Source organism: Ruegeria sp. BB6 (genome assembly GCF_056539385.1).
Map to the genome: position 1 here is coordinate 16591 of NZ_JBQFUW010000008.1, position 26442 is coordinate 43032.

20 protein-coding genes are annotated in these 26442 nt (G+C 60.2%); 9 read left to right on the forward strand and 11 right to left on the reverse strand.

All coding sequences use genetic code 11. The annotated features are described in order from the left end of the window. The first annotated feature begins 5 nt into the window (after window positions 1-5). Both ACR0B7_RS16830 and ACR0B7_RS16835 read left to right on the forward strand, forming a co-directional pair. Window positions 6-716, forward strand: a complete 711-nt coding sequence (locus ACR0B7_RS16830) for a GntR family transcriptional regulator (RefSeq protein ID WP_170485839.1) — start codon at window positions 6-8, stop codon at window positions 714-716. A 12-nt stretch (window positions 717-728) separates the two neighbouring features. Further along, on the forward strand, window positions 729-1826 hold the full coding sequence (locus ACR0B7_RS16835; RefSeq protein ID WP_170485838.1) for a Gfo/Idh/MocA family protein: 1098 nt from the start codon (window positions 729-731) through the stop codon (window positions 1824-1826). Between the two features lie 2 nt (window positions 1827-1828). On the opposite strand, the gene ACR0B7_RS16840 is transcribed toward ACR0B7_RS16835, so the two are convergent. From ACR0B7_RS16840 to ACR0B7_RS16875, 8 genes are all read right to left on the reverse strand, one after another. After that, a complete protein-coding gene (locus tag ACR0B7_RS16840) occupies window positions 1829-4453 on the reverse strand; it encodes a nitrate reductase (protein WP_170485837.1) in 2625 nt (874 codons plus the stop codon). Further along, window positions 4450-4782 carry a nitrite reductase small subunit NirD gene (gene nirD / locus ACR0B7_RS16845; protein WP_170485836.1) on the reverse strand — a complete coding sequence of 111 codons (333 nt, stop codon included), beginning with the start codon at window positions 4780-4782 and terminating at the stop codon, window positions 4450-4452. Before nirD ends, ACR0B7_RS16840 begins: the two co-directional genes overlap by 4 nt. Further along, the gene (nirB, locus tag ACR0B7_RS16850; RefSeq protein ID WP_170576925.1) at window positions 4779-7211 is read right to left on the reverse strand and encodes a nitrite reductase large subunit NirB; all 2433 of its coding nucleotides are present in this window, start codon (window positions 7209-7211) and stop codon (window positions 4779-4781) included. Before nirB ends, nirD begins: the two co-directional genes overlap by 4 nt. Window positions 7212-7216: 5 nt before the next feature. Then, on the reverse strand, window positions 7217-8902 hold the full coding sequence (locus ACR0B7_RS16855; RefSeq protein ID WP_170567354.1) for an ABC transporter ATP-binding protein: 1686 nt from the start codon (window positions 8900-8902) through the stop codon (window positions 7217-7219). A gap of 5 nt (window positions 8903-8907) precedes the next feature. After that, on the reverse strand, window positions 8908-9993 hold the full coding sequence (locus tag ACR0B7_RS16860; RefSeq protein WP_170388854.1) for an ABC transporter permease: 1086 nt from the start codon (window positions 9991-9993) through the stop codon (window positions 8908-8910). A gap of 101 nt (window positions 9994-10094) precedes the next feature. Then, window positions 10095-11462 (reverse strand): CmpA/NrtA family ABC transporter substrate-binding protein, encoded by a 1368-nt coding sequence (locus ACR0B7_RS16865; RefSeq protein WP_170485832.1) that lies wholly within the window; start codon window positions 11460-11462, stop codon window positions 10095-10097. 277 nt (window positions 11463-11739) lie between these two features. Beyond that, on the reverse strand, window positions 11740-12912 hold the full coding sequence (locus tag ACR0B7_RS16870; protein WP_170388852.1) for a CmpA/NrtA family ABC transporter substrate-binding protein: 1173 nt from the start codon (window positions 12910-12912) through the stop codon (window positions 11740-11742). After that, window positions 12909-13493 (reverse strand): ANTAR domain-containing protein, encoded by a 585-nt coding sequence (locus ACR0B7_RS16875; RefSeq protein ID WP_170576924.1) that lies wholly within the window; start codon window positions 13491-13493, stop codon window positions 12909-12911. Before ACR0B7_RS16875 ends, ACR0B7_RS16870 begins: the two co-directional genes overlap by 4 nt. 285 nt (window positions 13494-13778) lie before the next feature. Here ACR0B7_RS16875 and ACR0B7_RS16880 point away from each other — a divergent pair, with 285 nt between their 5' ends. The 3 genes from ACR0B7_RS16880 (at window position 13779) to ACR0B7_RS16890 (ending at window position 17429) form a co-directional block, all read left to right on the forward strand. Then, entirely contained in the window at window positions 13779-14933 is a 1155-nt protein-coding gene (locus ACR0B7_RS16880; RefSeq protein WP_170570821.1) for a phosphoserine transaminase, read from the forward strand. 57 nt (window positions 14934-14990) lie between these two features. Continuing rightward, complete coding sequence (gene serA, locus ACR0B7_RS16885) at window positions 14991-16586, forward strand: phosphoglycerate dehydrogenase (protein WP_170485830.1); 1596 nt, start codon at window positions 14991-14993, stop codon at window positions 16584-16586. An 87-nt stretch (window positions 16587-16673) separates the two neighbouring features. Continuing rightward, window positions 16674-17429: a metallophosphoesterase family protein gene (locus ACR0B7_RS16890; RefSeq protein ID WP_170485829.1), complete on the forward strand. Its 756-nt coding sequence runs from the start codon at window positions 16674-16676 to the stop codon at window positions 17427-17429. On the opposite strand, the gene ACR0B7_RS16895 is transcribed toward ACR0B7_RS16890, so the two are convergent. From ACR0B7_RS16895 to ACR0B7_RS16905, 3 genes are all read right to left on the reverse strand, one after another. Next, window positions 17416-18933: a malonate--CoA ligase gene (locus ACR0B7_RS16895; RefSeq protein WP_170576923.1), complete on the reverse strand. Its 1518-nt coding sequence runs from the start codon at window positions 18931-18933 to the stop codon at window positions 17416-17418. The genes ACR0B7_RS16890 and ACR0B7_RS16895 overlap by 14 nt on opposite strands. Before the next feature lie 90 nt (window positions 18934-19023). After that, window positions 19024-19728, reverse strand: a complete 705-nt coding sequence (locus ACR0B7_RS16900) for a GntR family transcriptional regulator (protein WP_170485827.1) — start codon at window positions 19726-19728, stop codon at window positions 19024-19026. Window positions 19729-19753: 25 nt separating this feature from the next. Continuing rightward, window positions 19754-21112, reverse strand: coding sequence for a formimidoylglutamate deiminase (locus ACR0B7_RS16905; protein WP_480682120.1), 1359 nt, complete (start codon window positions 21110-21112; stop codon window positions 19754-19756). Window positions 21113-21190: 78 nt separating this feature from the next. Here ACR0B7_RS16905 and hutI point away from each other — a divergent pair, with 78 nt between their 5' ends. The 4 genes from hutI to hutU are packed head-to-tail and all read left to right on the forward strand — an operon-like array spanning window position 21191 to window position 26422. Beyond that, a complete protein-coding gene (gene hutI, locus ACR0B7_RS16910; protein ID WP_170485825.1) occupies window positions 21191-22399 on the forward strand; it encodes an imidazolonepropionase in 1209 nt (402 codons plus the stop codon). Then, on the forward strand, window positions 22396-23925 hold the full coding sequence (hutH, locus tag ACR0B7_RS16915; RefSeq protein ID WP_170485824.1) for a histidine ammonia-lyase: 1530 nt from the start codon (window positions 22396-22398) through the stop codon (window positions 23923-23925). The genes hutI and hutH overlap by 4 nt, the downstream gene beginning before the upstream one ends. Continuing rightward, window positions 23925-24743 (forward strand): N-formylglutamate deformylase, encoded by an 819-nt coding sequence (hutG, locus tag ACR0B7_RS16920; RefSeq protein WP_170485823.1) that lies wholly within the window; start codon window positions 23925-23927, stop codon window positions 24741-24743. Before hutH ends, hutG begins: the two co-directional genes overlap by 1 nt. Further along, complete coding sequence (gene hutU / locus ACR0B7_RS16925; protein ID WP_170485822.1) at window positions 24740-26422, forward strand: urocanate hydratase; 1683 nt, start codon at window positions 24740-24742, stop codon at window positions 26420-26422. The genes hutG and hutU overlap by 4 nt, the downstream gene beginning before the upstream one ends. Window positions 26423-26442: the final 20 nt, after the last annotated feature.

Here is a 26442-nt window from a genome sequence, read left to right on the forward strand (position 1 = left end):
CTGAAATGACTGCCAACAGCCGCAACCCCAACGCGCTGCCGATCTATGTGCAGATCGCCGAGCTTTTGATCCGCGACATCGCCGCGGGCCGCCTGATTGATGGTGAGCGTTTGCCGCCCGAGCGCGAGATGGCCACGAACCTCAATGTCTCGGTCGGGACGCTGCGAAAATCGCTGGCGGAGCTTGAGAAAAAAGGGATGTTGGAGCGTATCCAGGGCTCGGGCAATTACATCCGCGAGACCGGAACGCAGAACAGCGTCTATGCGATGTTCCGGTTGGAGCTGCCCCAAGGCGGGGGCCTGCCGCGCGCCGATATCTTGTCAGTGGACCATCTGGAAAAACCCGCCGACCTGCCGGAATTCGGTACTTCGACCAAGGGGTCGCGGGTGCGCCGGATGCGCTATTTGAATGACACAATCATCGCGGTCGAGGAAATCTGGCTGGACGATTCGGCGGGGCAGATCAATCAGACACTGCTTTCGGATTCGCTATACCGCTATTACCAGCAGCAGCTTGGCTTCTGGATCACACGGGCCGAGGATCGCGTTTCGGTCCGTGCGCTGCCTGACTGGACGCCTGAGACTTTTACAAAACCCGCTGGCGAAACGGCTGGCTATATTGAGCGGTTTAGTTGGTCCGAGGGGCCGGAACCGGTCGAGTTTTCAAAAACGTGGTTCGACCCGGATCGGGCCACCTATGTCCAACGTCTGAAGTAGAAGGAAACGCGCATGACCCGGACCATCCATTACGGGCTGATCGGATGCGGCATGATGGGGCAAGAGCACCTGCACAATATTGCTCTGTTAGAGGGCACTCAGGTGTCGGCGATCTTTGAGCCAGATGAGGCAATGGCCAAAGCCGCGCAAGCGATTGCGCCCGATGCGCAGATGGTGGCGTCGGTCCAAGACCTACTGGCCGTGGACGATCTGGATTGCATTGTGATCGCCAGCCCCAACCATCTGCACGTGGATCAGATCGAACAGATTGCACAGGCGCGGCCCTTGCCCTTGCTGGTGGAAAAACCTCTGTTCACCGACCCGGCGGATGCGGCGCGGCTAGAGGCCATCCAGCGCGATTACCCCCATCCGATCTGGGTCGCGATGGAGTATCGCTATATGCCGCCGATCGCTGCCCTGATTGATGAGGCGCAGGTGACCGGCGGGGTCAAAATGCTGACCATCAAAGAACACCGCTTTCCCTTTCTGGACAAGGTCGGCAACTGGAACCGCTTCAACCGCAATACGGGCGGCACGTTTGTCGAAAAATGCTGTCACTTCTTCGACCTCATGCGTCTGATCCTGCAATCGGACCCGGTGCGCGTGACGGCCAGCGGCGGGCAGGCGGTTAATCATCTGGACGAGGCTTACGAGGGCGAGACACCCGACATTTTGGACCACGGCTATGTCATGGTCGATTTCGCTTCGGGTGCGCGTGCCATGCTGGAGCTATGTATGTTCGCTGAAGGCGCTCGGTATCAGGAGGAAATCTCGGCGGTCGGTCCAGACGCCAAGATCGAGGCGCTGGTGCCCGGACCGGGGCGTTTCTGGCCCGACCATCTGGGTGATGCGCCGGTGCCGCAACTGATCGTCAGCCCACGCAATCCCAAGGGGCCGGTCGCCAAGGACATCCCCGTCGATCCGCGTCTTCTGGCGGCGGGCGATCACAACGGGTCGACCTTCTACCAGCATCAGGGATTTCTGTCCGTTTTGCGCGGTGAGAAACCCGCCCCCGAGGTGACCTTGCAGGACGGGATGTGGGCCGTGCGCATGGGGCTGGCCGCGCAGAAAGCGCTGGAAACCGGGGAAACGGTCCGGTTCTCCAGCTAGGATTATTCCGCGGCTTCCTTCTGTTGTGCAGACGCCAGAAGTGCCGCCAGTTCGGGGCGGCACGATCCGCAGTTGGTCCCGGCCTGAAGTGCCTCGCCAATGGCTTCGACGCTCAACAATCCTTTCGACTCGATGGCTGTCAGGATGGTGTTCACGCCCACATCAAAACAGGAACACAGCACTGGGCCAGGGTCGGGCATATCGGCTGGGGCGCGACCGGACAAAAGATCGGGAACTTGCGGCAGAGTCGCCAGATAGTCGCGCATCACGGCGACGGGTTCCGGCGAGACAAACAAAGCCGCAACCAACTGACCTTTTTCGCGGAACGCCAGCCTCGCGACACCTCGGGCGGGGTCTTCAACCGCTGTGATTTCCGCGTTTGGCAGCCGGAACAGTTCGCGTGCGGCGGCTTGCCAATCGTCCGCCATTTGCAAGCCCGCCAGTTCAGCGCGATACCCGGATTTCGTCGGCGTTTGCGCCCAGTACTCGCAAGAGGGGGTCATCTCACGATCCGAGACCGCAAACCCATACCATCTGGCTGCAAATCGGGTGACATTCACCACTGATGCCTTGCTTTCAGGTTGGCCCGAAACCGGGTCTGTTGCGGCGGCAACTACGGTGTCAATCCGGGCTGAAGGCGCGGTTTCTCCGGTCCAGTGAATCGGCGCAAAAACCTGTCCTTGTGTCACGCTGTTGCTGATCCTGACGCGCAGAATGGCCGTCCCTTGCGGGCTGAGCACCTCGACCAGATCGGCAGGGCGGATACCGGTGCTTTGGGCATCATCTGGGTGAATATCCAGAAATGGCTCGGGCAAATGCGCGGACAGGCGCGAAGACAATCCCGTGCGTGTCATTGTGTGCCACTGATCCCGCAACCGCCCAGTGTTGAGCCAGAACGGGTATCGAGGCTCGGTTCTGGCGGCAGGCGGACGCCAAGAGACAGGTAGCACACGGGCTTTGCCGTCTGGATGGAAGAACTGACCATCGGCAAAAAACCGGCCGCCTTGCCGCGCGGCAGTGAACGGCCAGCGGGTGGGCTTCAACACGTCATATCCGGTCGCATCCAGATCGGCGAGGCCCGAGATATCAAAGTCCCGCCCAAAGCGCGCGGCGACGCCAGACAGGGCGGCATATTCAAGGAATATCTCTCTGGGAGACTGATAGTCGAACGCAGATTTCCATCCCATCCGGCGTCCAACTTCGGCCAGGATGTCCCAATCGGCGCGGGCCTGACCGGGCTTGGGCAACACCGAACGCTGACGGCTGATGGTGCGGTCAGAGTTGGTGACAGTGCCATCCTTCTCGGCCCAAGCAGCGGCTGGCAGCAGAACATCAGCCAACCGCGCCGTGTCGGATCGGGCTGTGATGTCGGAAACTACGGTAAACGGGCAGGCGGCAATTGCGTCCCGAACGGCGTCGGCGTCGGGCATCGAGACAACCGGATTCGTGTGAATCACCCACAATGCCTTGATCCGACCGTCACCAACGGCACGGAACATATCAACCGCTTTCAAACCCTGAACCTCGGGCATGTGCGGCGCGGACCAGAATTCACGCACGGCGGCGCGATGGTCGGCATTTTCGATATCCAGATGGCAGGCAAGCATATTGGCAAGCCCACCAACCTCGCGCCCGCCCATGGCGTTTGGCTGACCCGTGACCGACAACGGCCCGCAGCCCGGTTTGCCGATGCGCCCCGTGGCCAAATGACAGTTGAGGATCGCGTTGACCTTGTCACTGCCTGCGGTCGACTGGTTCACGCCCTGACTGAAGATCGTGACGACCTTTTCGGTGCCGATCCACAGATCGCAGAATTTGGCGATATCTTCAGGCTTCAATCCCGTGACCGAGACATCGTCGGCCAGCGCGCTGTCCAGAGCCTCGCGAATACCGTTGGTATGCTTCACAAAGTCGGTATCGACCAGTCCACGCGCGTCAATCTGTGTCAGCAGGTGATTGAACAGCGCCACGTCGCTGCCCGCTGCCAGCGGCAGGTGCAGATCGGCGCTGTCGCAAGAGGCGGTCCGGCGCGGGTCGATTACAATGATCTTGGTCCCGCGTGACTGCCGTGCTGCCATCAGACGCTGATACAGAACCGGGTGGCACCATGCCAGATTGGACCCGACCAGAACCACCAGATCAGCCTCGTCCAGATCCTCATAAGTGCCTGGCACAGTGTCGGTGCCAAATGCGCGCTTGTGCCCTGCAACAGTCGAGGCCATGCATAACCGCGAATTGGTGTCGATATTGGCCGAGCCGATGAACCCTTTCATCAGCTTGTTGGCGACATAGTAGTCTTCGGTCAGCAACTGACCCGAAACATAAAATGCCACCGAGTCAGGTCCGTGTTCGGCAACGGTTTCTCGAAACCGGTTCGCGACAAGGTCCAGCGCATCGTCCCACCCTGTTTCTTGCCCCGACACCATCGGAGAAAGCAGACGTTGGGACAGCCCGACAGTTTCGGCCAAAGCCGACCCCTTGGAGCACAACCGACCTAAGTTGGCAGGGTGCTCGGGGTCGCCGGTGACTGTCAAACCGCCTGCGTGGTCCTGTTGCAACAGGACGCCGCATCCGACTCCGCAATAGGGGCAGGTCGAGCGGGTCGCGCAGGAACCGAGGTCTTTCACGCGGCGCTCCTTCGCTCAAGCGAGGCGCTGTCCAGCAAGACACGCTCGCCGTCCAGCTGCACCGGATAAGTGGCAATTTGACCCTCATCCGCGCCCTGCGCCTGACCAGAGTTCAGGTCGAACACCCAGTTATGCAGCGGGCAGGTGACCGACTGGCCATGCACGATGCCTTCGGACAGGGGACCACCCTTGTGCGGGCAGGTGTCCGAGGCGGCAAAGACTTCATCCTCAGCCGTGCGGAACAAGGCGATACACCCAACGGGCGTTTTCACCACGCGCGCGCCGCGCAGGGGGATGTCGTCGATATGTCCAATGTCGATCCAGCTCATTCTGCGGCCTCCAGTGTCAGATCAGCGATGGGCGCAAAGCGCTGGGCTTCTTTGGCGTGCTCTGCCCACGGGTCTTTGCGGTAGATGGATTGGCTGAGTTCAAACCGTTCAACCAGCGCACGGCGGTTGTCCAGATCGTCCACCACAGTTTCCTTGATCCAGTCGAGGCCGACCTTCGCCATCCATTTATACAGGCGGTCCAGATACTTGCCACCCTCACGATAGGCTTGGGTGACGGCCACGACGACCTCGATTGCCTCGTCCTCGGTTGGCACCTGAACCAGTAGCTCGGTTTCCTTGACGTCCATGCCGGCCGCGCCGCCGATGCTGATCTGATAGCCGCTGTCGACACAGACCACCCCGATATCCTTGCAGGTCGCCTCGGCGCAGTTACGCGGGCAGCCCGAGACCGCCAGCTTTAGCTTGTGCGGCGTCCACGAGCCCCAGAGGATCTTCTCGAGCTTCACGCCCAGCCCGGTGCTGTCCTGTGTCCCGAACCGGCAATGATCGGTGCCGACACAGGTTTTAACCGTGCGCAGACCCTTGGAATAGGCGTGACCCGAGACCAGCCCGGCCTTGTTCAGATCGGACCAGATATAGGGCAGGTCTGCGCCTTTCACGCCCAGCAGGTCGATACGCTGACCGCCGGTGACTTTGACCGTGGGAACATCGTACTTCTCGGCTGCGTCTGCGATGGCACGCAGTTCCGCGGGGTTGGTGATGCCGCCCCACATGCGGGGCACGACGCTGAACGTGCCGTCCTTTTGGATGTTGGCGTGTTTGCGTTCGTTGACGAAGCGGCTTTGCGGGTCGTCCTGATATTCAACCGGCCAATCCGCCAGCAGGTAGTAGTTCACCGCCGGGCGGCAGACATGGCAGCCGTTGAGGGTTTTCCAGCCCAGCTCCTGCCAGACGGCCTCTTGGCTTTTCAGCTCTTGCGATTTGATCAGGCGGCGGACGTCTTCGTGGGTCAGGTCGCAGCAGCCGCAGATGGGCTGCGCGGTGGGCATCTGGAAGTCGTCGCCCAGTGTGACCTGCAGCAATTGCTCGACCAGTCCAGTGCATGTCCCGCAGGAGGCGCTGGCCTTGGTGGTTGCGCGGATCGCGCCCAGATCGGTTGCGCCGCCTTCGATTGCGGTGGTGATGTCGGATTTGCAAACGCCGTTGCAGCCACAGATTTCCGCCTCAGGCGGCAATGCTGCAACGGCTGAGAGAGGGTCCGCAGAGCCGCCCCCCTGATAGGCCGGGCCAAAGATCAGCGTCTCGCGCATCTCGGACACGTCCTCGGCGTCGCGGATCAGGCCGAAGAACCAGTTGCTGTCGGCGGTGTCACCATACATGACCGCACCGACCAGCTTGTCGTTTTCCAGAACCAGCCGCTTGTAGACACCTCGGGCCGGGTCGCGGAACACGATGTCCTCGCGGGTGTCACCTTCGGCAAAGTCCCCTGCGCTGAACAGATCACAGCCGGTGACTTTCAGTTTGGTCGACAAGGAGCGCTGTTTAAACGCGGCCTCGTCACCTAGCAGAGTCTGTGCCAGCACCTTGGCCTGATCGTAGAGCGGCGCGACAAGGCCGAAAATTTCGCCCTGATGTTCGACGCATTCGCCAACGGCATAGATGTCGGCGTCCGAGGTGATCATCTGATCGTCCACATGGATGCCGCGCCCAACCGCCAGACCGGTTTCCTGCGCCAGCGCGATGTTGGGGCGGATGCCCACAGCCATCACCAGCAGGTCACAGGGAAGCTCGGTGCCGTCGTCCAGCAACAGCGCCCTCGCCTTGCCATCCTTGCCCGCGATTTCGGTCGATTTGGCATTCAGCAGAACGGTGATGCCTTTTTCTTCCAGCGATTTCTTCAGCAGATAACCCGCGGCGGGGTCAAGCTGACGCTCCATCAGGTGGCCCATGATATGTACCACGGTCACGTCAGCCCCACGCGCGGCCATGCCTGCGGCGGCCTCAAGGCCCAGCAAGCCGCCGCCGATCACGACGACCTTGTTGCCTGCGCCCATACCCATCATCTGTTCGGTGTCTTCCAGATCGCGATAGGCGATCACGCCGTCCAGATCATGCCCCGGCATCGGGATCATGAACGGGTTCGAGCCGGTGCCGAAGATCAGTTTGTCATAGGGCACATGACCGTTTTCACCTTCGACGACCTTCAGATCGCGATCGATCTTGACGACCTTCTCGCCAAACCGACAAGTGATACCTCGCTCGGCATACCAATCGTCGTCATGGGTCACGATGTCTTCGTAAGTCTGATCGCCGGCCAGAACCGGGCTGAGCATGATGCGGTTGTAGTTTCCGCGCGGCTCGGCGTTGAACAGGGTAATGTCAAAGGCATCGGGGGCGGCGTCGGTCAGGTGCTCCAGCACCCGGCCCGAGGCCATACCTGCGCCAATAACCACAAGTTTCTGTTTCATGTCATTCACTCCGCGGCAATGGCGTTGGGGGCAGGGCTTTTGGGCTTGGGTTTGGCCCCGTGCTCGTATTCCTCGAGGAAATCCAACACTTCTTGCCGGTATTCGTAGTAATCGGGATGGGCCAACAGCGCCTTTCGGGTGCGCGGGCGGGGCAGATCGACATTGGTAATCTTGCCGATCGTGGCCTGCGGACCGTTGGTCATCATCACCACGCGGTCAGCCAGAAGGATCGCCTCGTCCACATCATGCGTGACGCAGATGGTGGTGACTTTGGTACGTGACCAGACCTCCATCAGAACCTCTTGCAGCTCCCACCGGGTGAGACTGTCGAGCATCCCGAAGGGTTCATCCAGCAGCAGCAGCTTCGGAGACAGGGCAAAGGCGCGGGCAATGCCGACACGCTGACGCATCCCGTTTGAAAGCTCGGCCGCGGATTTGTCCATCGCGTCGGCCAGGCCGACCCGTTCCAGATAGTATTCAACCACATCCTGCCGTTCCGCCTGGCTTGCACGCGGATAGACGCGGTCTACACCGACCGAGACGTTTTCCTTGGCGGTCAACCATGGGAACAGCGAGGGCGACTGGAATACAACCGCGCGTTCGGGGTCTGCGCCTTCGACGTGGCGGCCATCCAGTTTGATCGCGCCTTTCGAGATTCCGTTAAGACCTGCGGCCATGGTCAGAACCGTGGACTTGCCGCAACCCGAGTGACCGATCAGCGAGATGAACTCACCCCGGTTGAGTTTCAGGTTAAAGTCCTCGACCACGGTCAGCGGGCCTTTGGGTGTGGGGTAGACCTTGTGCAACTGGCTGAAGTCCAGATAACGCTCCTCGATCAAGCCCTCCTGCGCCTCTTTCAGCGCATTGGGGATGCCGTGGATCGGGGTCACGTCGGGTAGGGTCTTGGTGCCTTCGACTTTGGCCTCGATACCTACGTCCATCAGGTATTTCGTAACCTCACCACGCAGTGCCTTGAACGTCTCGTCATGGTTCATGGCGGAACGATCGCGCGGGCGGGGGATCGAGACCTTGAACTCGGTCCCAAGCGTGCCATCGGGGTTCAGCGGGATGATGCGGTCGGCCAGCAGGATCGCCTCGTCCACGTCATTGGTGATCAGGACACAGGTCTTGCGGTCGGCCTCCCAGATTTTTTCGATCTCTTCCGCCAGATTGCCACGGGTCAGCGCGTCCAGGGCCGAAAGCGGCTCGTCCAACAGTAGAACCTCGGGGTCCATCGCCAGCGCGCGGGCCACGTTCACCCGTTGGCGCATCCCGCCCGACAGTTCGGCAGGGCGGCGGGCGGCGGCGTGGCTCAGGCCGACCATCTTGATGAAATGGGCAACCTTTTCCTCTTTCTCGGCCTTGGGCATCTTGGGGAAGACCGCGTCCACGGCCAGCCGCACATTGCCCGTCACCGTCAGCCAAGGCATCAGCGAGTAGTTCTGGAAGATCACCCCCCGCTCGGGAGCGGGGCCAGTGATGGGTTTCTCGCGGTAGGTGACAGTGCCTTTCGACGGGAACTCGATCCCCGCCATCAGGTTGATCAGCGTGGTCTTGCCTGTGCCGGAAAAGCCCAGCAAAACCACGAACTCACCTTCCTGAACCGAGAGGTTGATGTCTTTCAGCACATCCGTCGCGGCGGTGCCGGTCCCGAAGGATTTGCTGACATTCTTGAAGTCGATCACAGCCATATCGGTCACCGGTTGTTCGAGAATGTGAACAGCGACTGCAGCGCGTACATCACCCGGTCCAGCAGGAAGCCGATGATGCCGATGGTGAAGACAGCCACCATGATTTTGGCCAGCGAGCTGGACGAGCCGTTCTGGAACTCATCCCAGACGAATTTGCCCAGACCGGGGTTCTGCGCCAGCATCTCGGCCGCGATCAGAACCATCCAGCCGACACCCAGCGACAGGCGCAGACCGGTAAAGATCAGCGGCAGGGCGGAAGGCAGCACCAGCTTGGTGATCTTGGTGTAGGTGTTCATTTTCAGAACTTTGGACACGTTCACCAGATCCTTGTCGATCGACGCCACACCCAGCGAGGTGTTGATCAGCGTCGGCCACAGCGAACACAGCGTCACCGTGATGGCCGAGATCAGGAAGGATTTCGCGAACCAGCCGTCGTTGGTTACGTAAACGGCCGAGACGATCATGGTCACGATCGGCAGCCAGGCCAGTGGCGAAACGGGTTTGAAAATCTGGATCAGCGGGTTCAGCGCAGCATTCGCCGTGGGCGACAGACCGGCAGCGATGCCAAGCGGAACGGCGACGATGGTCGCGATCAGAAAGCCGAAGAAGACCGTTTTGATCGAGGTCCAGATTTGGTTGTAATAGCTCGGCGCGCCGGTATAGGCGACATTCTTGACCTTATCCGCCTGACCCGCTTCGATCAGCTTTTGGTTGCGCTTTTCAACCATCGCCTCGAACTTGGCTTTTTTGGCGGCCTTGGCCTGCGCGTCCTGATGCAGGCTGACAGCTTCGTCCCAGACTTGTGCCGGTCCGGGGACCGCGCCCAACGAGGTCTGTACCTTGGGCGCAAGTGTGCCCCAGAGCAGCAAAAAGGCGCAGATGGCCAGTAGCGGCACCGCCAGCAGACGCCAGATTTCGCCCATTTGTGCGCGGGGGTTGTCGCCTGCGGTTGCCCTTAGAATAGGTGTGATCCAGGCGAGGCCCAGAACCTGGAACCATTTGTCGGCGGCGTTTATCCGGGTGAAAAGGCGCGCTTTGCGGGCTTCGCGTTCGGCCTCGTTGGATAGCGTATCGTGGTCGATTGCTGTCATCTTGCGGTCTCCTGGCCCGGACACATGGCGCCGGGCGGGGGTGGAATTCTGTATTGGGATTGGTGCCCCCCCGACCACGCAGAGCCGGGGAGCGAGGGGAGTTAGCCCTGAACTTCGGTGCCTACGACGACCTGCTCGCCTTTCAGGCCAATCGGCAGGCTTTGCAGATAGGCGTTGGGTTGGCGTGCGTCATAGGGGATGCCGTCGATGATATCTTCGGCGGGCGTCGGAGCCTTGTAGCCATCGCTGTCCCAGGGGAAGTCGGCCTCGTTCGCCAGACCTTCGTCCACCAGCATGCGGGCGGCGTCCAAATAGATGTCGGGGCGATAGACCGATTTGGCGACTTCATCATACCATGCGTCGGTCTGCGGCTCGGCGATCTGACCCCAGCGGCGCATCTGGGTCAGGTACCAGATGGCGTCCGAATAGAACGGGTAAGTCGCGTTGTAACGGAAGAACACGTTGAAGTCGGGCACTTCGCGCTTGTCGCCCTTTTCATATTCAAACGTTCCGGTCATCGAGTTCGCGATCACGTCGTAATCGGCACCCACATATTCCGGCTGGCTCAGCATTTCGACCGCGGCAGGGCGGTTGGCGTTGTCGTTTTCGTCCAGCCAGATCGCAGCACGGATCAGAGCTTTGGTCACAGCGCGCGTCGTGTTCGGATATTCCTCGGCGAATTCAGCGGTGATGCCGAAGACTTTTTCCGGGTTGTTCTTCCAAAGTTCATAGTCGGTGATGACCGGAACGCCGATGCCCTTGAACACGGCTTGCTGGTTCCACGGTTCACCCACGCAGTACCCATAGATGGTGCCCGCTTCCAGCGTTGCAGGCATCTGTGGCGGAGGGGTTACCGACAAGAACACGTCCGCACCGATCTGGCCTGTTACATTCTCGGGGCTGTAATACCCCGGATGCAGGCCGCCCGCCGCCAGCCAGTAGCGCAGTTCATAGTTGTGGGTCGAAACGGGGAAAACCATGCCCATGTTGAAGGGCTTGCCTTCGGACTTGTACTTCTCGACCACCGGGGCCAGAGCCTCGGCCGAGATCGGGTGCTGCGGGCGGCCGTCATCCATGGTGGGGATGTTCGGCTTCATTTCTTCCCAGATCTCGTTCGAGACCGTGATGCCGTTGCCGTTCAGGTCCATCGAGAAAGGGGTGACGATATGCGCTTCGGTGCCGTAGCCGATGGTCGCGGCCAGAGGCTGACCGGCCAGCATATGCGCACCGTCCAGTTGCCCGTCGATCACGCCGTCCAGCAGCACTTTCCAGTTGGCCTGCGCTTCCAGTGTCACGAACAGACCCTCTTCGAGGAAATAGCCGTTCTCATAGGCTACGGCCAGCGGAGCCATGTCGGTCAGTTTGATGAAGCCGAAGGTCAGTTCGTCTTTCTCCAGTTCCAGCGTCTCGGCCAGGGCTGGGCTGATCAGGGCGGTGGTGGCGACAAGGCCAGCGAGGAATCGCTTCATGTGGGTCTGTCCCTTTTCTGTTGGTCCCGGTCATCCGGGAGGGGGGTAAAAAACAAAAAGCCGCTGCACGCTCTGGCCGGGAGGAGGGGCCAGAGAGTGAGCGGCTCTGCTCAGTCGTTCCCAATCTTTGGGAGGAATTCTAAGGGTACACGCCATTGCGTACCGATGGAGGCAGGGTGCGAAACCGGGCGGTTCAGTTCAAGTGCATTTGCTGCGACGCGGCGTCAAATTCTGCGTTTGCACCATCTGGTGCAGGGCATTGCATAATTTTTGTGCATCAGATGTCCTGCGGATCAAAAATGCGCCCATCCAAAAAAGCATCCGGCTTCAACGACAATTGCCCGTTATGCGACGCCACGGGGGTCGTTTCCCGAATCGCGCCCTCCAGCTTTTCTGACGCACCGGGCAGATCGGCACCGATTCCAGCAAGCTGACTTCGATAAATATCGCTGCGAAAAACACTGCCCGCCTGCGCCAGCGCCATGTGCGGATCAAGATTGTACCGCTGTGCCAGGCGCTGGGCGATCCACTTGGCTTGGCTACGCCACGGAAAGTTCGCAGCTCCATCGTGGAACTCGACGAATCCGGGAACCTCGCGCTGTTCGGCCTGTCCTGAAATCGTGAAACGACCCGACAATGCGCGGTCGATAAGTTCAGAGGACAGGTTCAGATAAGTGTCACGCGCCAGAATCTCGGCGGCGGCGGTGTTGCTGCCCGGGCGGTGCAGCCAGCGGCCGGCGCGCCACACCGCGCGCATCAGCTTGCCTAGCAAATGGGGTTCCGTGTCTGCCCATTCGGTGCGAACGGCCAGCACTTTTTCCGGCGCAAAGGCCCATATCGCCTGACCCGGCAGCAATAGAGCACCCGCTTGGGATTCCACGGCGACCGAGCCCCACGGTTCGCCCACGCAGAACGCGTCAACATCGCCTTCGGCCAGCGCCTGAGCCATCAATGGCGGGGGAATCGTGCGCACCTCTATGCCGACGCGGGACAAATCGGTGGCTTCGATCCAGCAGTGCAGCAACTCGACATGCAGGGAAAAGGGAAATGGCACACCAAAGACCAAAGGACGGTCGGTTACCGAGGCCAGCGCAGCGGCGGCCTTGAACGGGTCGTGGAAGTCGAAATCATAGCCGGTTTCCCGCAGGCGGTTTTCCAGAGCGCGGCTGATGCCGATGACGTCACCATTGACCGACAGGACCGAAACAGCGGACAGAGGCTGTGTCACCCCGCCCAGCCCCAAGGCCATCGCCACAGGAACAGGGGAAAGCAAATGCGCGGCATCCACGCGCCCAAACGCCAGCATGTCCCGGACGGATGACCAAGACGGCGCGGCAATCAATTCCAGCTCGATCCCTTCCGCTCGGGCCAGCCCCATTTCGTGAGCAACGATCAGGGGCGCTGCATCTACCAGCGGGACGTAGGCAACGGGGAGTGTAACAGCATTCATGACAGCAACCCCGATGCGGTGACCAGAGCCTCGGCCACGTCTGCCACCCGGCGGCCTTGATCCATAGCGGCCTTGCGCAGCAGGGCATAGGCTTCTTCTTCTTCGACCCCGCGCGCCTTCATCAGCAGACCCTTGGCGCGGTCTATCACCTTTCGTTCTTCCAGCGCGCGCTTGGTCTCGGCCAGTTCCCGACGCATCTGACGCACGATCTGGAACCGGGCGATGGCAGCGTCCAGAACAGGTTTCAATCGGTCAGGCTGCATCCCGTCCACGACGTAGGCCGAAAGTCCGGCCTCAATCGCCGTTGATGCCAGATCGCCCGCCGCGCCCGAGACGAACATTGCCACCGGTCGCTCTAGCGGGCCAGAAGCCAGCGTGAGTTCCTCGAGCATATCTCGGGTCGGGTTGTCGATGTCGATCAGCACCACATCCGGCGTCAGAGCCGCGATCTTGCGCGCAAGGCGCGATACGTTCCCGATGACATGCACATCATATGCGCCGGACGCTTTGAGGGCATCTACGATAGCGATTGCACGTTCGCGGTCTTCTTCTACGACTACAATGGTCAGGGTGTCAGGCATGGCACCTTTTCACCGGCCCTTCGTCTGATCACAAGAGATCAGAGGGCAATCCGTTGAAGCCACGAGCAGAGTGCCTAAAAAACAGTCAATTGCCAGCGGCGAGTCGGCAAATGGCCTCGCAGCCGACGCCTATCGGAAACTTTTGACCGCGTTTTATGTCCGCAGACGTGTCGTTTTTCGGCAATGAAGTGTCTTTTCTACTTGCTGCATCGCGGCAGGGTTTCTAGGAGTGGCGGTGGGACACCCCTCCCCAACGAGGGGCGTGTATCTGGAAGGATAATACAGATGACTATCGAACAACCGGTCACGCGGCCGGCAAATCCGCGTTTTTCCTCGGGCCCCTGCGCCAAACCCCCCACATTTGATCTGAGCAAGCTGGCCGATGCCGCATTGGGCCGGTCGCACCGTGCCGCTGTTGGCAAGGACAAGCTGAAGGCGGCCATCGAAGGCACGCGCGAGGTGCTGGGTATTCCGGCTGATTACAAGATCGGCATCGTTCCCGCGTCGGACACTGGCGCGGTCGAGATGGCGTTGTGGTCGCTGCTGGGCGAACGCAAGGTCGAGATGCTGGCTTGGGAAAGCTTCGGTGCAGGCTGGGTCACCGATGTGGTCAAGCAACTGAAGATCGACGCCGAGGTGAAGACTGCCGACTACGGGCAGATCGTTGATCTGGCCTCGATCGATTTTGCCAATGACGTGGTGTTTACGTGGAACGGCACGACTTCGGGCGTGCGGGTTCCCAATGGCGACTGGATCGCGGATGACCGTCAGGGTCTGACGATCTGTGATGCGACCTCGGCCGCCTTTGCGATGGACCTGCCGTGGGACAAGCTGGATGTAACCACCTTTAGCTGGCAGAAAGTGCTGGGCGGCGAAGCGGCCCACGGGATGCTGATCCTCAGCCCCCGCGCGGTGGAGCGGCTGGAAAGCTACACCCCCGCATGGCCGCTGCCCAAGATTTTCCGCCTGACCAAGGGCGGCAAGCTGATCGACGGTATCTTTACCGGGGCCACGATCAACACGCCCTCGATGCTGGCGGTTGAGGATTACCTGTTCGCGCTGGACTGGGCGCGCTCGGTTGGCGGCCTCCAAGGACTGATCGCCCGGGCCGATGCCAATGCGGGTGCGGTGCACGCGTTCTGCGATCAGAATGACTGGATCGCAAACCTGGCCGAGGATGCAGCGACTCAGTCGAATACGTCCGTTTGCCTGAAATTCACCGATCCGCGTATTCAAGATGGTGCGACATTCGCCAAAGCCGTGGCCAAACGGCTGGAGGCCGAGAACATCGCGCTGGATATCGGAGCCTATCGCGATGCCCCTGCCGGCCTGCGCATCTGGTGCGGCGGCACGGTCGAGACCTCGGACGTTGAGGCGATGCTGCCGTGGTTGGCCTGGGCTTTTGAAGCCGAGATCGCGGCGCAAACCGAAGCTGCTTGATATTTTACCGGGCCGCATCCGGCCCGGACCCTCCATACAATTCAAGGACCAGAGAATATGGCCCCCAAAGTACTCGTATCTGACAAGCTCAGCGAAACCGCCGTGCAGATCTTCCGCGATCGCGGCATTGATGTGGATTTCATGCCCGATCTGGGCAAGGACAAGGACAAACTGGCCGAGGTGATCGGTCAGTATGACGGCCTTGCCATCCGTTCGGCCACCAAGGTCACGCCGACCCTGCTGGAAAAAGCCGACAATCTGAAAGTTATCGGTCGTGCCGGGATCGGCACCGACAATGTCGATAAGGAAGCGGCGTCCAAGAAGGGCGTGATCGTGATGAACACGCCGTTCGGCAACATGATCACCACCGCCGAACACGCGATTGCGATGATGTTCGCCGTGGCGCGGCAAATCCCCGAGGCCAGCACCTCGACCCATGCGGGCAAGTGGGAAAAGTCGAAATTCATGGGGATCGAGCTGACCAACAAGACCCTTGGCGTCATCGGCGCGGGCAATATCGGCGGGATCGTCTGCGAGCGTGCGCTGGGTCTGAAAATGAAAGTGGTCGCCTATGACCCTTATCTGGGCGAGGAGAAAGCCGCCAAGATGGGTATCGAAAAGGTCGAGCTGGATGAATTGCTCGCGCGGGCTGATTTCATCACGCTGCACGTGCCGCTGACCGACCAGACCCGCAATGTCCTCAGCCGTGAGAACCTGGCCAAGACCAAGAAGGGCGTTCGCATCGTGAACTGTGCCCGTGGCGGTCTGGTCGATGAGGACGCGTTGGCCGAGCTGCTGCAATCGGGTCATGTCGCTGGCGCGGCATTCGACGTGTTCAGCGAAGAACCGGCCAAGGAAAACGCCCTGTTCAACTTGCCCAACGTGGTCTGCACGCCTCACCTTGGCGCGGCAACGACCGAAGCCCAGGAAAACGTGGCGCTGCAGGTGGCCGAGCAGATCTCGAACTATCTGCTGACCGGAGCCGTGGAAAACGCGCTGAACATGCCCAGCGTAACGGCTGAGGAAGCCAAGGTCATGGGGCCGTGGATCAAGCTGGCCGGACATCTGGGCAGCTTCATCGGTCAGATGACGGATGAACCGATCAAGGCGATCAACATCCTTTATGACGGTGTCGCGGCTGAAATGAACCTCGCGGCCCTGAACTGCTCGGTCGTGGCGGGGATCATGAAGAAATTCAATCCCGAGGTGAACATGGTCTCGGCCCCGGTTGTCGCCAAGGAACGCGGGATCAAGATCTCGACCACCAATCAGGACAAATCGGGCGCGTTCGAGGGGTACATCAAGGTGACCGTCGTTACGGAAAAGCGCGAGCGGTCCATCGGCGGAACTGTTTTCAGCGACGGCAAACCGCGCTTCATCCAGATCAAAGGCATCAATATCGACGCCGAAGTGGGTGCGCATATGCTCTACACCACCAACGAAGACGTGCCGGGCATTATCGGTGCACTGGGCCAGACGCTGGGAGAGAGCGACGTCAACATTGCCAACTTCACCCTTGGTCGGACCGAAGCGGGCGGAGAAGCGATCGCGCTGCTGTATGTGGATGAACCCGTCCCGGCCGACGCGCGCGCAAAGCTGGCAGAAACCGGTCTGTTCACCCAGATCAAGCCGTTGCAGTTCGATGTTGCTTAAACGGCTCTGAATGACGACCAACTTGATGCCCGCGCCCAAAAGCGCGGGCATTGTCTTTTTGCGTTTACCTGAATGGGTCACAATCGCATGACCCATAAGAAAGGCGAGGCAGTGATGACCCCAATCTACGCGATAGGAGATATCCACGGGCAGCTTGATATGCTGCACGCCGCGCTTTCGCGGATCGAGGAAGATGGCGGCCCCGATGCGCGTGTCGTATTCCTTGGCGACTATGTGGACCGGGGACCGAACAGTCGCGGCGTACTGGACCTTTTGATCGAGGGGCAGCGCGCGGGGCGGAACTGGGTGATGATCAAGGGGAACCACGACAGGATGATGGCGCGGTTCGTTCAGGCGGCCGAGATCGCCGACACGCATCTGCCGATCACGCTTAGCTGGTTGCATCCGCGTCTGGGCGGGCGCGAGACGTTGGCCTCTTACGGGGTCACGGTCGAGGACACAGATCGCATTTATCAAGTCCATGAACGCGCGCGTCACGCGGTGCCACAGGCGCATCTGGATTTCATCAATGCGCTGCCGCATTACCACGTGGAAGATGACCTGCTGTTCGTTCATGCCGGAATTCGTCCCGGTGTGCCACTGGACAAGCAGTCCGAGAATGATCTGGTTTGGATTCGGCACGAATTTCTTGAGGATAAGAGAGCGCATCCGTGGCTGATCGTACATGGGCATACGCCAGTGGATCAGGCCGAACATTGCGGCAATCGGGTCAATCTGGATACGGGTGCAGGGTACGGTCGCGCGTTGACATCGGCCGTTTTCCAAGGGCAGCAGTGCTGGCGATTGACGGATCGCGGGCGGGTGCCGCTTATGCCTGTGTAAACAGGTCCTGATACCTGTCCCGCAGGATGTTTTTCTGAACTTTGCCCATCGTATTGCGGGGCAGTTCGTCCAGCACGATCAGCTTGCGCGGATGTTTGAAACGGGCCAATGCTTTCTGCACATTGGCCTCAACCAACGCGATGTCGGGCGTTTGGCCGGGTTCCGGCACCAGAATGCCCAGAACGGTTTCACCAAAATCCGGGTGCGGCACGCCAATTACGGCACTTTCCAGCACGCCGGGTTGATCATCCAGCACCAGCTCAACCTCTTTGGGATAGATGTTGTACCCGCCCGAAATGATCAGGTCTTTGCCGCGTCCGACGATATGAACGTAGCCATCCGCGTCTACATGTCCGAGATCACCGGTGATAAAGAACCCGTCCTTGCGCAATTCGGCGGCTGTCTTTTCCGGCATGCCCCAATAGCCCTGAAATACATTGGGGCCGCGCACCTCGATCATTCCGATTTCACCCTGAGGACGCTCGACCCCGGTTTCCGGATCGGTGACCTTGAGCTCGACATCCGGCAGGGGAAAGCCAACTGTTCCGGCTCGGCGTTCCCCGTCATAGGGGTTGGATGTGTTCATGTTGGTTTCGGTCATGCCATAGCGTTCAAGGATGCGATGGCCGGTGCGGGCCTCGAACCTCTCATGCGTTTCTGCAAGCAGCGGGGCCGAACCTGATATGAACAGCCGCATGTGCTGCGCCAGATCGCCGGTAAAACGATCATCCGCCAGCAGGCGCGTGTAAAAGGTCGGGACGCCCATCATGGATGTGGCCTGCGGCATCAGGCGCAGCACGTCGTCCAGATCGAATTTTGGCAGAAAGATCATCGACCCGCCCGAGGCCAGCGCCACATTTGTCGCCACAAACAGCCCGTGTGTGTGAAAGATCGGTAGCGCATGCAAAAGCACATCGTCGCGGGTGAAACGCCACTCCTGCACCAAAGTGTCGGCATTGGACAGCAGGTTGGCCTGCGACAGCATCGCCCCCTTGGACCTCCCAGTGGTGCCCGAGGTATAAAGGAAAGCCGCCAAGTCATCCTCGGTCCGCCGAACCGGTTCAAAGGCGGGCAACATGCCAAGTGCCCGCCGCATGAGGCTGCCTTTGCCGTCAGCGCTCAGAGTTTCAAGCCGCGCATTCTGCGCTTGGGCGATTGGCGCAAGATCCGCTTCGGTCCGGGGATCACAAAGGACCAGTGCCGCGCCGCTGTTTTCGATAAAATAAGTCAGCTCGCCAACCGTGTACCCCGTGTTGAGCGGCAGAAAGACCAACCCGGTTTGCGCACATGCCGCATAGACAGCTAAGGCTTCGGGCGACTTTTCTACCTGAACGGCCACTCGGTCGCCGGGTTCCAGGCCGTATCCGGTCAGTGCGTTCGCGATCCGCGCCGCCATGTGCAGAAACGCGGCATGGGTTAGCGTCTGACCATCTGGCATCTGCAGGAACGGGGTGTCTTTTCCCGCGTGAATGCCAAACAAGCGATCATAGAGCGGGTTGCCCATGCCATCAGTCCTTATGCCGGATTGTCCGGTTCTGAATCTGGCTTGGAATGCGGGGGCGGTAAAGTCAAAATTGCGAAAACCCAGAACCTCTCAGAACTGAGTGGTCATGCGGTACCCGGCGGCAAAATACATCTTGGCAAAGGTTACAGGCTGCCCCTCAAGCCATGTGATACGTTCGCCAGTGAAAACCGGCTCACCTTCGGCGACATCCAGAAAGTCAGCCAGAGCTGCATTTGCGCGGCTGGCCAGAAAGGTCAGTTCCACATTGGTGAAAGGCACGGTTTGGATCAGCCATTCATTCGGCCCGATCTCTGAGAAATCCGCCTGCTTCACCTGCGGCACGCTGTCGGTGACGATCCAGCGATCTTCGTACTGAAAAGGCGTGTTGCCCGAATAGTGCATGCAGCGCACATGCACGACGTCCTGACCCGGCGATAGGGCAAGCCGCGCGGCCAGCCAGTCGGGGGCCGTTTTCTGATCGCAGGACACCAGCGCATAGCGATAGGTCCCGCCCAACGCCTCAACCTCGTCTCGGACCATGGGGATGGTGAACCGCGCCTGACGTTGCGGTGCGCTCAGGACTCGCGTTCCGGCTTTGCGGCGGCGTTCCAGATATCCTTCTTCGGCCAGTTCCCTAAGCGCCCGGTTGACGGTGGTGCGGGTGCACGAGAATTCGGCGGCAAGCGCTGACTCATTCGGCAGCAGCGAATCCGGCTGCCACTCACCGGACCGAATACGTGCCAGAACGGTCTTCTTGATGTCTTTGTAACTGGTGTTTTCGGTGGGTTGGGTCATGTGGCCTCGGCTTTGGTGCCTTGTCTTAGAGTTCGCTCAGCAGTTCCGCAATCGCTGCCCGGTACGCTGGGATGATCTGTTCACGATGAATGTGTCGCCCTTGTCGCACCATATGGCGTCCAGCCGACCAGAGGTCTGTCACCAACCCATCCGGGGCTGCAAAACACAGACCGTCCAGCACCTGATCGTCACGCAAGGCGCACAACGTCGGGTGGGTGCGGTCGATGGCGACAAGGTCGGCTATTTTGCCCACCGCGATTTCCCCGCTGTTACGCCCCAGCGCCTGTGCGCCGCCAGTGGCTGCACCGGTATAAAGAGCATGGCCAACCGATCCTTCCGGCGAAACCATAATGGTGCGCGCCCGGTCGCGGAGGCGTTGCGAATACTCCAGCATCCGAAGCTCCTCGGGTAGTGAAATCCTAATATTAGAGTCTGATCCGATGCCAAACCGCCCACCATTGCTGATGAACTCCGCCCCGTTGAAGATACCGTCCCCAAGGTTGGCCTCGGTGATCGGGCACAACCCAGCCACGGCTTTGGACTGCGCCAACCGCTGCGTTTCCGCGTTGGTCATGTGCGTCGCATGGATCAGGCACCAACGGCTATCCACGTCAAAGTTGCTGAGCAGCCAGCCAACGGGACGGTCGCCAAGGGCGGCTTCGACGTCGGCGACCTCCTGCATCTGTTCAGCGATGTGCATATGCACAGGACCGCTTGGTCGCGCGTCGAGTGCGGTCTGAATGTCCTGCGCCGTGGTCGCGCGCAGGGAGTGGGGAGCGACCCCGATTACAGAATCCGAATGGGGCAGAGCCTTTTGGCACTCTTCAACCAGCGTTAGAAACCGATCTGCCGAGTTGCCAAATCGCAATTGCCCACCGGTCAGAGGCTCCTGCCGCACGCCGCCATAGGTGTATAGCACCGGCAGATGGGTCAACCCGATGCCGGTCTGACTTGCGGCAGCAAAGATGCGCTGGCTGAGTTCGGAAAGCGTGTTGTAGGGCTGCCCTCCGGGTTGATGGTGGACATAGTGAAACTCACCCATCGACGCGTATCCGGCCTCCTGCATCTCCATGAAGACCAGGGCTGCGATGGCCTGAACCTGCTTTGGGTTCAGCCTGTCCAGAAAGCGGTACATCAACGTGCGCCACGTCCAAAAGCTCTCGCGCCCGGCTGCGCGCACTTCGGTCATGCCCGCCATGGCCCTTTGGAACGCATGGCTGTGCAGGTTGGCCAAGGCTGGCAGCAGGACATCCACGCGCATGTCATCTGACTTGGCCCCGACCCCGGTTTGTATCTGCGTTATCTGGCCATGCTCGACCTTGACCCAAAGATCGTGGACCCATTCAGAGCCTAATAAGGCAGTTTTGGCGTGGATCGACATCAGTATCCCAATTTGTGTAGACTTTAAATATTTATACATATACGAAATGACAAATTGCAACGGAAACCCCAAGGAATCGTCATGGCGGCACAATCGGTCCTTTTCTGTTCTCAGGTGGCCTCGATGGTGCCGGGATCAGAGCCATATGGTTTGGCCCAGGACATGGCTGTTGTGGTCGAAGGTGAGAGAATTGCGTGGGTCGGCCCAAAGTCGGCCTTGCCTCAGCAATATTCTGCGTGGCCACGCACGGATTTTGGGGACAGGTTGATGACACCGGCCCTGATTGACGCCCACACGCATATTGTATTCGGGGGCAACCGGGCAGCAGAGTTCGAGATGCGGCTGAACGGTGCCTCATACGAACAGATCGCCCGCGCGGGGGGCGGAATCCTTTCGACGGTCACGGCGACTCGGAAGGCCAGCGAAGCAGAGCTTTTGGCAGATGCCATGACGCGCGTGGATGCTTTGATTGCGGAAGGTGCCGCCTGCATCGAAATCAAATCCGGTTATGGGCTGGATACTGAAACCGAACTGAAAATGCTGCGCGTGGCGCGACAGATCGGGCAGGTTCGCCCGGTTCGGGTCAGAACAAGCTTTTTGGGTGCGCATGCCGTGCCACCTGACTTTGCGGGCCGGCCAGACGACTATCTGAACGAGGTCTGCCTCCCAACCTTGCGTGCAGCTCAGGCCGAGGGGCTGGTGGATGCGGTGGACGGCTTTTGTGAAGGAATAGCTTTTTCACCCGACCAGATTGCTGTTGTTTTTGACGAAGCCAAGCACCTTGGGCTGCCCGTTAAACTGCATGCCGAACAGCTTTCTAATCTTGGCGGGGCAAAATTGGCGGCCAGTTATGGGGCTTTGTCCGCTGATCATATCGAGTATCTGGACGGCGATGGCGTATCCGCGATGGCAGAAGCTGGCACCGTTGCAGTGCTTTTACCGGGAGCGTTCTACACTTTGCGCGAAACGCAGGTCCCTCCGGTGCAGATGCTGAGGGACAATGGTGTGCCTATGGCGCTGGCGACGGATTGCAACCCGGGATCGTCTCCGCTGGCGTCCATTTTGCTGACGATGAACATGGCTTGCACCCTGTTCCGCCTAACACCCGAAGAAGCATGGGCCGGGGTCACCCGGAACGCAGCCCTGGCGCTTGGGTTAAGGGATGCCAGTACGATCGCTGTCGGTCAGCGCGCTGATCTGGCGGTGTGGGATGTCCAGCATCCGGCAGAGTTGCCATACCGGATCGGCTTCAACCCCCTGCACACGCGCATATTCGGAGGTCAGGTATGACGCGCTACGCTTTGGGGCCGGGGCAGGTTTCACTGTCTGATCTTGCAGAAATCTATCGCACGCAGGCTTCGGCCTTTTTGAAAGATGGGTGCCGACCAGCCGTCGATGCGGCAGCGTCGCGCGTTCAGGAAGCCGCCGCAGGAGAGGCGGCCGTTTATGGCGTCAACACCGGCTTTGGCAAACTGGCGAGCCATAAGATCAAGGCGGATGATACTGCCAAGCTGCAGCGCAACCTGATCCTCAGCCATTGCTGCGGCGTCGGGCCTGCCGTGCCCCGCCGCATCACACGGCTGATGATGACGCTCAAGCTGATCTCATTCGGGCGCGGAGCGTCGGGTGTGCGTTGGGACCTGATCGAGCTGTTGCAAAATATGCTGGAGCGCGGGGTTACTCCGGTTGTGCCTGCGCAGGGTTCTGTGGGTGCTTCTGGCGATCTTGCCCCGCTGGCGCATATGACAGCTGTGTTGATCGGAGAGGGTGAGGCCGATGTCGATGGACACGTATTGCCGGGCCGCGACGCGCTGAAATCGGTCGGGTTAGAGCCTGTTGAACTTGGACCGAAAGAAGGGTTGGCGTTTATTAATGGAACCCAGTTCTCAACCGCATACGCGCTCGCCGGATTGTTTGAAGCCTGGCCCGCGGCCCAGAACGCGCTGGCCATTTCAGCGCTTTCGACGGACGCGATCATGGGCTCTACCGCCCCTCTGCGGCCCGAAATTCACGCCCTGCGTGGCCACCGGGGGCAAACCGAAGCTGCCGGAGCCATGCGATCCATTCTGGCCGGGTCCGAAATACGCGAGAGCCATCGTGACGGGGATACACGCGTTCAGGACCCGTATTGCATCCGGTGCCAGCCACAGGTCACGGGCGCAGCAATGGATGTCATGCGCCAGGCAGCGGCCACGCTTGAGATTGAGGCCAACGCCGCCACGGACAATCCGCTGGTGCTTGAGGATGCAATTCTGTCAGGCGGGAACTTTCATGCCGAACCCGTGGGTTTTGCGGCGGATATGATCGCGCTGGCCCTGTCTGAAATCGGCGCTATTGCGCAGCGCCGTATTGCGCTCATGGTTGATCCGACCCTTAGCTTTGACCTGCCACCCTTCCTGACGCCCGAACCGGGTTTGAACTCGGGCCTGATGATCGCCGAAGTCACCACAGCCGCGTTGATGAGCGAAAACAAGCATCTGGCGAACCCCTGCGTCACAGACAGCACACCGACATCCGCCAACCAGGAAGACCACGTCTCGATGGCGGCGCATGGGGCGCGACGTCTGATGCGGATGGTCGATAACCTGAGCTACATTCTGGGGGTTGAACTGCTGTGCGCTGCTCAGGGCGTGGAATTTCGCGCACCGTTTAGCACCAGCGCGCCATTGCAGCAGGTCATCCAGCGTCTGCGGGCGGACATCGACCCGCTAAAGGATGATCGCTATCTGGCCCCGGACCTTGAGGCCGCAAAAAGGCTGGTCGCCGACGGAGATATCCTGCGCGCTGTGGCCACCCCGATGCCGGAGCTTAACTGATGGAAGTGGTCAGCGTTCTAAGGGGCGACGGCCCGATCGTGCTGGGGCAACCCCATGGCGGGACGTTTGTGCCCGCCGATATTGCGGCGCGCCTGAACGACACCGGTCGCGCCCTCGCCGATACCGATTGGCACATAAACAGGCTCTACAAAGGGATTTTCGACGGTGTATCCGTCGTTCAATCCAACATCCATCGCTATTACATTGACGCCAATCGTGCACCGGACGGGGCCTCATTGTATCCGGGGCAGAATACGACGACGCTTGTGCCTTTGACGGATTTTGACGGGCGCCCGATTTGGGTTGAGGGTCAGGACCCCTCTGCGGACGAAACGGAAAGCCGACGGTTGGCGTTCCACGCGCCTTATCACGATGCGCTGCAGCAAGAGTTGGAGCGGGTCCGTAATCGCCACGGTGTTGCGATCCTGTTCGATTGTCACTCGATCCGATCCGTGATCCCATATCTGTTTGAGGGCGAATTGCCGGTGTTCAATACGGGCACCAATAGCGGTCAGAGTTGTCATCCCGCCGTTGAGCAGGCTGTGCATCACGTCGCGACTGATGCTGATGGATACTCATCCGTTCTGAACGGTCGATTTCGGGGGGGATGGACAACGCGCCACTACGGTCGCCCGTCCGAGGGTATTCATGCGATCCAGATGGAAATCGCGCAGCGGGCGTATATGGACGAAACGCCCCCGTGGACATGGCGAGATGAACGCGCCGCGGCCCTGCGACCTCATCTGCGCAATATGCTGTCCCGTTTAAGCGAATTGGCGCTTTCAGGCGAACTCACCAACACAGGAGCCCACACATGAGCGATCCGCGCAAAAACACCCGCGATGTCTATCCGCCGACCGGCCCCGAGTTGAATGCCAAAAGCTGGATGACCGAGGCTCCGCTGCGGATGTTGATGAACAACCTGCACCCGGATGTGGCCGAAAACCCGCATGAGCTGGTGGTCTATGGCGGTATCGGACGCGCGGCGCGGACATGGAAGGATTTCGACAGGATCGTCGCTGGACTGAAGGATCTAGAGGCGGACGAGACCTTGATCGTCCAGTCCGGCAAACCAGTGGCCATCATCCGCACGCACAAGGATGCGCCGCGTGTCTTGATCGCCAACTCCAACATAGTGCCGCATTGGGCGACCTGGGACCATTTCAACGAGCTCGATAAGAAGGGCTTGATGATGTACGGCCAGATGACGGCGGGGTCGTGGATCTATATCGGCACGCAGGGCATTGTTCAGGGTACATATGAGACTTTTGCCGAGGCCGGGCGTCAGCACTATGGCGGCGATCTGACAGGCCGGTGGATTCTGACCGGGGGTTTGGGCGGTATGGGTGGTGCGCAACCTCTGGCGGCTGTTTTCGCCGGAGCCTGTTGTCTGGCGGTCGAGTGCAACCCGGACAGCATCGACTTCCGTCTGCGGACCAAATATCTGGACGAAAAGGCCGACACGCTGGACGAGGCGCTGGCGATGATCGACCGCTGGACCAAAGCGGGTGAGGCGAAATCGGTTGGTTTGCTGGGCAATGCCGCCGAAGTTTTCCCCGAGATCTACCGCCGCATGGCCGAGGGCGGGATGCGTCCCGATATCGTCACTGACCAGACCAGCGCGCATGACCCGGTCAACGGTTATCTGCCGGTGGGATGGTCGATGGCCGAATGGCGCGACAAGCGCGAAACAGACCCTAAAGCGGTCGAAAAGGCCGCATGCGCGTCGATGAAACAGCACGTTGCGGCGATGGTCGATTTCTGGAACGCAGGCGTGCCGACGCTGGATTATGGCAATAACATCCGGCAGGTGGCGCAGGATGAAGGGCTGGAGAATGCATTTGCCTTTCCCGGTTTTGTTCCCGCCTATATCCGCCCTCTGTTCTGCAAGGGGATCGGTCCGTTTCGCTGGTGCGCGTTGTCCGGCGACCCCGAGGATATCTACAAGACCGACGCCAAGATGAAGGAGCTGTTCCCCGAGAATGAGCACCTGCATCGTTGGCTGGACATGGCGCGGGATCGGATCGCATTTCAGGGGCTGCCTGCCCGTATCTGTTGGATCGGGTTGGGCGATCGGCACCGCGCGGGTCTGGCTTTCAACGAAATGGTGGCCAGTGGCGAGTTGAAAGCGCCGGTCGTGATTGGTCGGGACCATCTGGATAGCGGCTCGGTCGCCAGCCCAAACCGCGAAACCGAGGCGATGCTGGACGGGTCTGACGCGGTGAGCGACTGGCCACTGTTGAATGCGTTGATCAACACTGCAAGCGGCGCGACGTGGGTGTCCCTGCATCACGGAGGCGGTGTGGGCATGGGATTCAGTCAGCACGCCGGTGTCGTGATCTGCGCCGACGGGACCGAGGACGCCGCGCAGCGGTTGGAGCGTGTGTTGTGGAACGACCCGGCCTCGGGCGTGTGGCGTCATGCGGATGCGGGCTATGACATCGCAAAGGATTGTGCGCGTGAACATGGTTTGCGGTTGCCGGGAATTCTGGGCTAGGCCGCATCAATCTGTCTCTG